General features: G+C 63.5%; 7 protein-coding genes and 1 pseudogene. All 8 read left to right on the forward strand.

Annotated features, from left to right (window positions below; all coding sequences use genetic code 11):
• Positions 1-13 precede the first annotated feature (13 nt).
• Positions 14-1,208, forward strand: a pseudogene (gene ccmI, locus J3O30_RS07170) (c-type cytochrome biogenesis protein CcmI).
• The gene (gene ccmE / locus J3O30_RS07175; protein ID WP_207583550.1) at positions 1,205-1,693 is read left to right on the forward strand and encodes a cytochrome c maturation protein CcmE; all 489 of its coding nucleotides are present in this window, start codon (positions 1,205-1,207) and stop codon (positions 1,691-1,693) included. Before ccmI ends, ccmE begins: the two are co-directional and overlap by 4 nt.
• Positions 1,690-3,687, forward strand: a complete 1,998-nt coding sequence (locus J3O30_RS07180) for a heme lyase CcmF/NrfE family subunit (RefSeq protein WP_207583551.1) — start codon at positions 1,690-1,692, stop codon at positions 3,685-3,687. Before ccmE ends, J3O30_RS07180 begins: the two co-directional genes overlap by 4 nt.
• Positions 3,684-4,139: a cytochrome c-type biogenesis protein gene (locus J3O30_RS07185; RefSeq protein ID WP_207583552.1), complete on the forward strand. Its 456-nt coding sequence runs from the start codon at positions 3,684-3,686 to the stop codon at positions 4,137-4,139. Before J3O30_RS07180 ends, J3O30_RS07185 begins: the two co-directional genes overlap by 4 nt.
• A gap of 170 nt (positions 4,140-4,309) precedes the next feature.
• Complete coding sequence (locus J3O30_RS07190) at positions 4,310-5,911, forward strand: Do family serine endopeptidase (protein ID WP_207583553.1); 1,602 nt, start codon at positions 4,310-4,312, stop codon at positions 5,909-5,911.
• A 76-nt stretch (positions 5,912-5,987) separates the two neighbouring features.
• Positions 5,988-6,734, forward strand: coding sequence for a response regulator transcription factor (locus tag J3O30_RS07195; RefSeq protein WP_037077550.1), 747 nt, complete (start codon positions 5,988-5,990; stop codon positions 6,732-6,734).
• Positions 6,731-8,140 (forward strand): ATP-binding protein, encoded by a 1,410-nt coding sequence (locus tag J3O30_RS07200; RefSeq protein WP_207583554.1) that lies wholly within the window; start codon positions 6,731-6,733, stop codon positions 8,138-8,140. The genes J3O30_RS07195 and J3O30_RS07200 overlap by 4 nt, the downstream gene beginning before the upstream one ends.
• 137 nt (positions 8,141-8,277) lie before the next feature.
• A complete protein-coding gene (locus J3O30_RS07205) occupies positions 8,278-11,235 on the forward strand; it encodes a bifunctional [glutamine synthetase] adenylyltransferase/[glutamine synthetase]-adenylyl-L-tyrosine phosphorylase (protein ID WP_207583555.1) in 2,958 nt (985 codons plus the stop codon).
• Positions 11,236-11,245 lie beyond the last annotated feature (10 nt).

Genomic DNA, 11,245 nt, shown 5'->3' on the forward strand with positions numbered 1-11,245 from the left:
TTTGGCAGTTGGAATGGCGGCGCGCATCAAGTATTTGGGCCGATATGCTGTTCTGGATTCTCGTTGCCGTTCTGACGGCAGCCGTCGCCATCATCCTGCTTTACCCCCTTCTGCGCGGAGCGAAGGCGGCGGAGAATATCCGCGCGGGCGAGGCGGCAGTCTACCGTGACCAACTGCGCGAACTCGACCGCGATCTCAATGGCGGACTGATCACGCCTGAAGAAGCTGACTATGCCAGGGCTGAAATCGGCCGGCGGCTGATCGCCGTTTCTGCCGATGAGCGGGAAGAAACGCCGAAACCCGCACGGCATCGCCGTTTCACCGAGGCCTTCGTGCTGCTGGTCCTGCCGGTTCTCGGGCTCTGTCTTTATTTGACGACGGGCAGGCCGGACCTGCCCTCGCAGCCGCTGGAAGCGCGGCTGGAAAATCCCGGCAACGATATGGCTGTGCTGATCACCAAGGCGGAACGGCACCTGGCGCAGAATCCCGATGACGGCAAGGGCTGGGACGTGCTGGCGCCGATCTATGTCCGCACGATGCGCGTGAACGATGCGCAACTGGCCTATCGCAATGCCATCCGGCTTCTCGGCCCAAGTCCGGTCCGGCTCGACGGCCTGGCCGAGACGCTGATGGCGATCTCCGACGGCGTCGTGACGGAGGAGACGCGCCAAGTGCTGGAACAGTCGCTTACGCTGGAACCCGACAATCCCCGCGCCCGCTTTTATATCGCGCTCAGCATGGAGCAGGCCGGACGGCCCGATGAGGCGCGCCAGGCCTTCGAGGCGCTGGCGAAACAATCGCCGGCCGATGCGCCCTGGCTGCCGCTGGTCAACCAGCATATCGCCATGAACGGCGGCGCGCCGGCAGTTCCCGATCAAGCAGCCCCGATTACCCCGGCTGCCCCGGCTGCCCCGGGCAATCCCACGCAGCAGGATGTGGCCGCGGCGGACAACATGAGCGCCGGCGACCGGCAGCAGATGATCCGCGGCATGGTCGAGAGCCTCGACGCCAAGCTGAACGAGGATCCGAACAATTTCGAGGGATGGGTGCGGCTCGTCCGCTCTTACGCCGTATTGAACGATAAGGATCGCGCCGCCGCTGCGCTGAAGCGCGGGCTTGCTGCCTTTCCGTCGGCCGGCGAGCAGGGCAGGCAATTGCTGGCGCTGGCCCGGGAACTCGGCATCGCCACGGAGGGAATGACGCAATGACGCGCAAGCAGAAGCGCCTGGCGGTGATCGCGGGCGGCATGGGCTTCATTGCCGCCGCCGTGTTGCTGGTGATGTTCGCCTTCAGCCAGTCGGTCGCTTATTTCTATATGCCGGCCGATCTGGCGAAGACGCCGGTGGCGCCGGAAACCCGCATCCGGCTTGGCGGCCTGGTCGGCGAAGGCAGCGTTGTGCGCGGCACAGGCTCGACCGTGGAATTTGCCGTCACCGACGGCAGCGCCAATGCCGTGAAGGTCAAATATACCGGCATTCTTCCTGATCTCTTCCGCGAAGGCCAGGGTGTCGTCACCGAAGGCATGTTTGCATCAGGGACCAACGTCTTCGTTGCCGATACCGTGCTTGCCAAGCATGACGAAACCTATATGCCGAAGGACGTGGCCGACAGGCTGAAGCAGCAGGGGCTGTGGAAGGAAGGCCAAGGCCCAACGAAGGAAGGTCAAGCCCAGGAAGTGAAGGCGACGCAATGATCATCGAGATCGGCCATTACGCGCTGGTGCTGGCGCTGGCAACAGCGCTCATCCTTTCCATCGTGCCGGTGATGGGAGCCCGTCGCCACGACCGGGCGATGATGGATGTGGCGACGGTCGGTTCGCTGGCGATGTTTGCGCTTGTCGCCTTCTCCTTCGGCGTGCTCACCTATGCCCATGTCGTCTCGGATTTCTCGGTCGAGAACGTCTGGGAGAATTCGCATTCGCTGGTGCCGCTGATCTACAAATATTCCGGCGTCTGGGGCAATCACGAGGGATCGATGATGCTCTGGCTGTTGATCCTGACGCTGTTCAGCGCCCTGGTCGCCGTCTTCGGCCGCAATCTGCCGGAGACGCTGAAGGCCAATGTGCTGGCCGTGCAGGCCTGGATTTCGGTCGCCTTCACGCTGTTCATTCTGCTGACCTCCAATCCCTTCCTGCGGCTCGATCCGGCGCCGGCCGAGGGCCGCGATCTCAATCCGGTCCTTCAGGATATCGGCCTGGCGATCCACCCGCCGCTGCTTTATCTCGGCTATGTCGGCTTTTCCGTCTGCTTTTCCTTTGCGGTTGCAGCACTCCTCGAAGGGCGCATCGATGCCGCCTGGGCCCGCTGGGTGCGGCCTTGGACGCTGGCCGCCTGGACTTTCCTGACGCTCGGCATCGCTATGGGCTCCTACTGGGCCTACTACGAACTCGGCTGGGGCGGCTGGTGGTTCTGGGACCCGGTGGAAAACGCCTCCTTCATGCCGTGGCTCGCCGGCACCGCATTGTTACATTCCGCCCTCGTCATGGAAAAGCGCGAGGCGCTGAAGATCTGGACGGTGCTGCTTGCCATCCTCACCTTCTCGCTGTCGCTGATGGGCACCTTCCTGGTGCGCTCCGGGGTGCTGACCTCGGTGCATGCCTTTGCCAGCGACCCGAGCCGCGGCGTCTTCATTCTCTGCATCCTGCTGATCTTTATCGGCGGCGCGCTGTCGCTGTTTGCCTTCCGCGCTCCGAAGCTGTCGGCCGGCGGCCTGTTCGCGCCGATTTCGCGCGAGGGCGCGCTTGTCGTCAACAATCTGATCCTGACGGTTGCCTGCGGCACGGTTCTCACAGGCACGCTCTATCCGCTGCTGCTGGAAACGCTGACCGGCGACAAGATCTCTGTCGGGCCGCCCTTCTTCAACCTGACCTTCGGCCTGCTGATGGCGCCGCTGATCGTTGTCGTGCCATTCGGACCGCTGCTTGCCTGGAAGCGCGGTGATCTCCTCGGCGCCTTGCAGCGGCTCTATGTCGTCGCAGGTCTCGCCTTCACTGCTGCGGTGGTCTTCTTCTATCTCCAACATGGCGGCCCGGTACTGTCCGTGCTCGGACTGGCAGCCGGGCTGTTCCTGGTTCTGGGTGCTGCGGCCGATCTCTGGTATCGCGCCGGCATCGGCAAGGTGGCGGGCAACGTCGCCTGGCGCCGTCTGACCGGCCTGCCGCGTTCGGCCTTCGGGACCGCCCTTGCCCATGCCGGGCTCGGCGTGACCGTGCTCGGCATCGTCGCGGTGACGACGTTTCAGACCGAACATGTGGTCGAGATGAAGCCCGGCGAGACGACCGATGCCGGCGGCTATAGCCTGCATTTCGACGGCATGCAGCCGGCGACCGGGCCGAACTATACCGAGGAGCGCGGCCACTTCACTATTCGCCGCGCCGGTGTCGCGGTCGCCGATACCTGGTCGGCCAAGCGCCTCTACACCGCCCGCCAGATGCCGACGACCGAGGCGGGCATCCTCACCTTCGGGCTTAGCCAGCTCTATGTCTCATTGGGTGACGCCACCAAGGACGGCGGCATCGTCGTGCGCATCTGGTGGAAGCCGTTCATCCTCTGCATCTGGGGCGGAGCGGTGCTCATGGCCTTCGGCGGCCTCGTCTCGCTCAGCGACCGGCGCCTGCGCGTCGGCGCCCCACGCAGGAAGGCGAAGGCCGCAAAGCCGGTAGCGCCGGCAATGGAGCCGGCGGAATGATGCGACGTCTCCTCCTGGCTTTGGCTTTGGTGCTGATGGCCGCGCCGGCCTTCGCCGTCAATCCGGACGAGGTGCTGGCCGATCCGGCGCTGGAGGCGCGGGCGCGGGGCCTTTCGGCGGAACTGCGCTGCATGGTCTGCCAGAACCAGTCGATCGACGATTCCAATGCCGATCTCGCCAAGGATCTGCGTCTGCTGGTGCGCGAGCGCATCACCGACGGCGACAGCGACGATGAGGTGCTGAACTATATCGTCTCGCGCTACGGCGAGTTCGTGCTGCTGAAGCCGCGTTTCAGCATGAAGACGAGCCTGCTATGGGGCGCCCCGGCGCTGCTGGTGCTCGCCGGCGGGCTGTCACTGCTGGTTTTTGCGCGCAGGAGGGCCGGCAAGCCGACGGGAAGCAAGCTGACGGCGGATGAGCAGGCGAAGTTGAGCGAGCTTTTGAAAAAGTAGGCAGTCCGCCGGCGGCAATCGTCCGCCGCAACCGGGCCAAGCATTTTCATACATTACCAATTTTTCATTGGCCGGACAGTTCGCAGTAAGGTGCGGCGTCCTATATCTTCATTCATCGACTGATCCGGCGCCGCCGGTCTGAAGATTTAAGAACAAGAGAAGGTGCTCCAATGCTCAAGAATTTCAACGGACGTCCGTCCCTCGCCACTGTGCTCAAGGCTTCTACCGTCGCCGGTATCGCAGCCGCTGTGCTTGCAACCGGCGTTCCGCTCGAAATCACCCGGTCTTATGCCGAAGCAGTCAAGGTTCAAGCACCTGCTGTCCCGAGCTTTGCCAATGTCGTCGATGCCGTTTCGCCGGCCGTGGTTTCCGTCCGCGTTGAAAACCGCGTCAATCCCGTCTCTGACAATGACGGTTTCTCCATCGAAGGCCGCGGCTTCGACGATCTTCCCGATGATCATCCGCTGAAGCGCTTCTTCAAGCAGTTCGGCGGTCAGGACCCAAATGATCAGCAGGGCCATCAGCGGCGCTTTGGCCAGAACGGCCCGGGCGGCCCGAATGGTCCCGGCGGCCCGAATGCCCCCGGCGGCAAGGGCCGTCTGCGTCCGGTCGCTCAAGGGTCCGGCTTCTTCATCTCCGAGGACGGTTACATCGTCACCAACAACCACGTCGTTTCCGATGGCCAGGCCTTCGTCGCCGTCATGAATGACGGCACCGAGCTCGATGCCAAACTGATCGGCAAGGATCCGCGCACCGACCTCGCCGTCTTGAAGGTCGACGGCAAGGGCAAGAAGTTCACCTACGTCAACTGGGCCGACGACAATAACGTCCGCGTCGGCGACTGGGTCGTTGCGGTCGGCAACCCCTTCGGCCTCGGCGGCACGGTCACAGCCGGTATCGTCTCGGCCCGCGGCCGCGATATCGGTTCCGGTCCATACGACGATTACCTGCAGGTGGATGCCGCCGTGAACCGCGGCAACTCCGGTGGTCCGACCTTCAACCTCAGCGGCGAAGTCGTCGGCATCAACACCGCGATCTTCTCGCCGTCGGGCGGCAGCGTCGGCATCGCCTTCGCCATTCCCGCCTCGACCGCCAAGGACGTCGTCGCCGATCTGATGAAGGACGGCCAGGTTTCGCGTGGCTGGCTGGGTGTGCAGATCCAGCCGGTGACCAAGGACATCGCCGAATCCATCGGCCTTTCCGAGCCGAGCGGCGCCCTCGTCGTCGCCCCGCAGGCCGGATCGCCGGGTGACAAGGCCGGCATGAAGGCCGGCGACGTCGTCACGGCGCTGAACGGTGAAACGATCAAGGATGCGCGTGACCTCAGCCGCCGCATCGGTGCGATGCAGCCGGGCAGCAAGGTCGAGCTTTCCGTCTGGCGCGCCGGCAAGGCCCAGCCTCTCACCGTCGAACTCGGCACGCTGCCGGCCGACCAGAAGGATGCGTCCGCCGATGACAACAGCCAGCCGCAGCAGCCTGAGGCACCGGCTTCCGAGAAGGCGCTTGCCGATCTCGGCCTGACGGTCGGTCCTGCCGATGACGGCAAGGGCCTGGCGATCACCGGCATAGACCCGGACTCCGACGCCGCCGACAAGGGCATCAAGGAAGGTGAAAAGATCACCTCGGTTAACAACCAGGAGGTCTCCAGCCCCGCCGATGTCGTCAAGGTGTTGAACCAGGCCAAGAAGGACGGCCGCACCCGCGCGCTCTTCCAGATCCAGTCCAGTGAAGGAAGCCGTTTCGTCGCGCTTCCAATCAACGGCCAGGGCTGATCCTTTAAGAAAACAGGAGCCGTGCGGATGAAAATCCGCGCGGCTCAATTCTTCTGACCTTTGAAGGATGATCGCGATGAGCGCCGCCCCGCAGGAAGATGCTTTGAGCCTTGCCGAAACGCAGCCGGTGGGTAATGTCGGCCGCATGAAGATTCTCATCATCGAAGATGATCTCGAAGCCGCGGTATACCTCACGAAAGCCTTTCGCGAGGCGGGCATCGTCGCCGATCACGCCAGCGATGGCGAGGCCGGCCTGTTCATGGGGTCGGAAAATACCTACGACGTCATCGTCATCGACCGCATGCTGCCGCGCCGGGACGGTCTCTCCGTTATCAGCGAGCTGCGCCGCAAGGCGATCCATACGCCGGTCCTCATTCTCTCGGCGCTCGGCCAGGTCGATGACCGCGTCACCGGACTTCGTGCCGGCGGCGACGATTACCTGCCGAAGCCCTATGCCTTCAGCGAACTGCTGGCCCGCGTCGAGGTGCTCGGCCGCCGCAAGGGCACGCCGGATCAGGACGTCGTCTATCGTGTCGCCGACCTCGAACTCGACCGACTTTCCCACGAGGTACGCCGCGGCGGCAAGGAGATATTGCTGCAGCCGCGCGAATTCCGCCTGCTCGAATACCTGATGAAAAATGCCGGCCAGGTGGTGACCCGCACCATGCTGCTTGAAAATGTCTGGGACTATCACTTCGATCCGCAGACCAATGTCATCGATGTGCACGTCTCGCGCCTGCGCTCGAAGATCGAGAAGGATTACAGCCAGCCGCTCCTGAAGACCATCAGGGGCGCGGGGTACATGATCAAGGACGAGGGATGAGCCGTTTCAGGGTTCTTTTCAAGTCCACCGCAGTCCGCCTCTCGGCACTCTATATCCTGCTTTTCGCCATCTGCGCCGCGACGCTCGTCTTCTATGTGACGGCGATGTCGGAACGGCTGCTGACCGGCCAGATCCGCGATGCCGTCAAGCAGGAGGTGGAGCAGGTACAGCGCGCCTATGACACTGGCGGCATGAACCTTCTCTTGCGTACCATGGAGCGGCGCGCCCGTCAGCCAGGCGCCAATCTCTACATCATCGCCGGTCCTTCGGGCGATATTCTCGCCGGCAACGTCGCCTCGGTGCAGCCGGGTGTTTTCGAGGAAATCGGCTGGACGTCCGCGTCTTTCATCTATCAGCGCTATACCGACAGCGGCGTCGAGCGCCGCCACAAGGCGATCGCCAATATCTTCGTGCTCGACAACGGCCTGAGGATTTTGATCGGCCGCGACCTCGGCGATCCCGAGCGTTTTCGTCTCTTGGTACGCCAGGCGCTGATGGTGGCCTTGGCGATCATGGGGCTCGGCGCCATCATTATCTGGTTCGCCATCGGCCGCAATGCACTGAAACGCATCGACCGCATGTCGGATGCGAGCAAGAAGATCATGGCCGGCGACCTGTCGCAACGCCTGCCGGTCGGCGGATCCGGCGATGAGTTCGACCGGCTGTCGATGTCCTTGAATACCATGCTGGAGCGCATCGAGAAGCTGAACGAGGGCCTGCGGCAGGTCTCCGACAATATCGCCCACGATCTCAAGACGCCGCTGACCCGGCTACGCAACAAGGCGGCCGATGCACTCGATATCGCCGATGGCGAGACGCGGCGGGGAGCGCTCGAAGGCATTATTTCCGAATCAGACCAGCTGATCCGCACCTTCAACGCGCTGTTGATGATCTCTCGCGTCGAGGCCGGATCGGTGGCGGCCGAGATGTCGCCGGTCGAGCTTTCGGCGATCGTTTCCGACAGCGCCGAGCTTTACGAACCGGCGGCCGAGGAAGCCGGGCTAGGCCTCACCGCCAGCGTCGAACCAGGTGTCGAAGTGCAGGGCAATCGCGAGCTGATCGGCCAGGCAATCTTCAACCTGCTCGACAATGCCATCAAATATTCCTCCGATTCCGAAGGAGCAGGCACGGTATCGCTGAAGCTTGCCCGGCGCCCGGATGGCATCTGCCTTTCGGTGGCCGACCACGGACCGGGCGTTCCCGCCGAAAGGCGCGACGACGTGGTGAAGCGCTTCGTCCGCCTTGATGAAAGCCGTTCGAAGCCCGGGACGGGGCTCGGGCTTTCGTTGGTGGAAGCGGTGATGGAGCTGCACAACGGCCGGCTGGAACTCTCCGACACCGATCCCGACAGACCCGGACAGCGCGGCTTGACCGTCAGCATGATTTTTCCGGCCAAGGCCGCCTGAACTCTTCTGCCGAATGACCATCGGCCGAATCGCGTATTGGCGGTTTGGCGCCAAGACCCTAGTTTAATTCCGATCGAAGCAGACGGTTCGCGATTCTATGTGGCCGTTTTCTTCCGCTCAAAAGCCAGGGAGAGCGCATGCTGACGAAATCGACGCATGGCCTGAAGGATGTGGTCGAAGGGCTGCTTCGTCCGCTGAGCCAGACGGAGCTGAAGCTGGCGATGGCCGATCTTCAGGAGGCCGGCAAGAGCGAGCGGTCGGTGGCTGCAATGCTCAAGACCGACGGTCCGCTGCGCGATTTCATCGCCGCCGCGCTGACGCTGTCGCCTTACCTGCGCGAAATCGCTAATCTCGACCCTGCCGTCCTCGCTGGCGCCATCAGCGAGCCGCTGGAGCCGCAAATCGAGGCGCTGGTCGCTGAGGCCCGGCACTGCTGGCGGCCGAACGGCGAGGGGACAGCACCTACGGAATCCGTGGTGATGAGCAGGCTGCGCGTCATCAAGCGCAAGGTGGCCTTCCTCGTCGCACTCGCCGATCTGGCGCGGATCTTCGACGGGCGGGCGACGACGGCCTGGCTGAGTGCGCTGGCCGAAGCTTCGGTCGCGGCCGCAATCGACCACCTACTGCTGTCGGCGCATGAGGGCGGAAAGTTGAAGCTGCACAATCCGGCAGCACCCAGCGACGGCTCCGGCCTGATCGTGCTCGGCATGGGCAAGCTCGGCGCTTCCGAGCTCAACTATTCCTCCGATATCGACCTCGTTGTCTTCTTCGACGAGGAGGCAGGCATCGTGCCCGACCCGGATGACGCGATCGAGATCTTCCCCAGGATGATGCGCCGGCTGGTGCGCATCCTGCAGGAGCGCACCGCTGACGGCTACGTCTTCCGCACCGATCTCAGACTGCGCCCCGATCCCGGCTCGACGCCACTGGCGATCCCGGTCGACGCAGCGATGATCTATTACGAGGGCAGGGGTCAGAATTGGGAGCGGGCAGCCTTCGTCAAGGCTCGCGCCGTGGCCGGCGACCTGACGGCCGGCAGCGAATTCCTGCGTGGGCTCGCCCCTTTCGTCTTTCGAAAATATCTCGATTACGCCGCCATCGCCGATATCCATTCGATCAAGCGGCAGATACATGTGCATAAGGGCCACGGCGCGATCGCGGTCAAGGGCCATAACGTCAAGCTCGGCCGCGGCGGCATTCGCGAGATCGAGTTCTTCGTCCAGACGCAACAGCTGATCGCTGGCGGCCGCATGCCGGCCTTGCGGGGCCGGGCAACGGAGCAGACGCTCGGCGAACTGACCAAGGCGAAATGGATAGACGCCGAGACCCGTGACGAACTGACCGAGGCCTACTGGTTCCTGCGCGATGTCGAGCACCGCATCCAGATGGTGCGCGACGAGCAGACCCACCTGTTGCCGGAGACGGATGTCGACCTGAAGCGCATCGCCTTCATGATGGGCTTTTGCGACACGCCAAGCTTCTCCGAACGGTTGGTCGGCGTGCTGAAGACGGTGGAGCGGCGTTATGCCCATCTCTTCGAACAGGAGAGCAAGCTTTCCACCGACACCGGAAACCTCGTCTTCACCGGCCAGGGCGACGATCCCGATACGCTGGAGACGCTGAAGAAACTCGGTTTTAGCAGACCGTCCGACATCTCCCGCATCATCCGCACCTGGCACTATGGCCGCTACCGCGCGACGCAATCGGTAGAGGCGCGCGAAAGGCTGACGGAGCTGGCGCCGGAGCTTTTGCGGGTTTTCGGCGAAAGCAAGCGCGCCGACGAAGCGCTGCTGCGCTTCGACAGCTTCATTTCGGGCCTTCCCTCCGGCATCCAGCTCTTCTCGCTGCTCGGCAGCAACCCGGCATTGCTGTCGCTGATCGTCAACATCATGTCCTCGGCACCACGGCTTGCCGAGGTGATCGCCGCCAAGCCGCATGTCTTCGACGGCATGCTCGATCCCGGCCTGATGGCCGAGCTGCCGACCCGCGATTATCTCGGCGAACGGCTGAAGGGCTCGCTTGTCCAGGCGCGCCACTATGAGGAATTGCTCGACCGCTTGCGCATCTTCGCCGCCGAACAGCGCTTCCTGATCGGCATCCGCCTGCTGACCGGCGCGATCAATGGCCAGATGGCCGCACGCGCCTTCACCCATCTCGCTGACCTTATCATCGCAGCCGCACTCGAGGCCGTCGTGAGCGAGATGCGGGTAGCGCACGGCGACTACCCCGGCGGGCGCATCGCTGTCGCCGGCATGGGTAAGCTCGGCAGCTTCGAGCTGACGGCCGGTTCCGACATCGATCTGATCCTGCTCTATGATTATGACGACACCGCCTCCGAATCCGATGGAGAAAAGCCGCTCGACGCGACGCGTTACTTCACCCGCATCACCCAGCGGCTGATCGCCGCCTTTTCGGCGCCGACCGCCGAAGGCGTGCTCTATGAGGTCGATATGCGGCTGCGCCCGTCCGGCAACAAGGGGCCGGTTGCCACCCGCATCAATGCCTTCGGCAAATATCAGCGTGAAGAGGCATGGACCTGGGAGCATATGGCGCTCAGCCGCGCCCGGCTGATCTCTGGCGATGAGAGCCTCATCGCCGAGGCCGAACATATCGTCCGCGAGGTGCTGTCGGCCGATCGCGACATCGCCAAGGTGGCGCATGACGTCGCCGAAATGCGCGAGCTGATCGATAAGGAAAAGCCGCCCGCCGGCCCATGGGACCTGAAGCTGATCGCCGGCGGCGTCATCGACCTCGAATTCATCGCCCAGTATCTGGCGCTGATCGCGCCCACCAGGGGCGTCGGCATTGCGGTGAACGGCATGAGCACCGGCGAGGCCTTGAAGCAGCTTGGTGACAGGCTGATGGCAACAGTCGATCTCGACATTTGCCTGGAGGCCTTCGCGCTCTACACCGGGCTTTCACAACTGATCCGCCTCTCCATCGACGGCCTGTTCGATCCGAAGGAAGCACCTTCCGGCCTCGTCGAACTCGTCTGCCGCGCCGGCGATTGCCCCGACATCAGGACGCTGGAAGGCGAGCTGAAGCGGCTTTCGAAAGCGGTCAGAAAGATTTTCCTGAAAATCGTGAAGGCTTGATGCATCGACG

This window comes from Rhizobium sp. NZLR1 (assembly GCF_017357385.1).
In the GTDB taxonomy this organism is placed as follows: domain Bacteria; phylum Pseudomonadota; class Alphaproteobacteria; order Rhizobiales; family Rhizobiaceae; genus Rhizobium.

What these genes read in the sequence shown, in the direction of transcription:
- ccmE (WP_207583550.1), top strand. Translation starts at nt 1,205, where the DNA reads ATGACGCGCAAGCAGAAGCGCCTGGCGGTGATCGCGGGCGGCATGGGC.
- J3O30_RS07180 (WP_207583551.1), top strand. Translation starts at nt 1,690, where the DNA reads ATGATCATCGAGATCGGCCATTACGCGCTGGTGCTGGCGCTGGCAACA.
- J3O30_RS07185 (WP_207583552.1), top strand. Translation starts at nt 3,684, where the DNA reads ATGATGCGACGTCTCCTCCTGGCTTTGGCTTTGGTGCTGATGGCCGCG.
- J3O30_RS07190 (WP_207583553.1), top strand. Translation starts at nt 4,310, where the DNA reads ATGCTCAAGAATTTCAACGGACGTCCGTCCCTCGCCACTGTGCTCAAG.
- J3O30_RS07195 (WP_037077550.1), top strand. Translation starts at nt 5,988, where the DNA reads ATGAGCGCCGCCCCGCAGGAAGATGCTTTGAGCCTTGCCGAAACGCAG.
- J3O30_RS07200 (WP_207583554.1), top strand. Translation starts at nt 6,731, where the DNA reads ATGAGCCGTTTCAGGGTTCTTTTCAAGTCCACCGCAGTCCGCCTCTCG.
- J3O30_RS07205 (WP_207583555.1), top strand. Translation starts at nt 8,278, where the DNA reads ATGCTGACGAAATCGACGCATGGCCTGAAGGATGTGGTCGAAGGGCTG.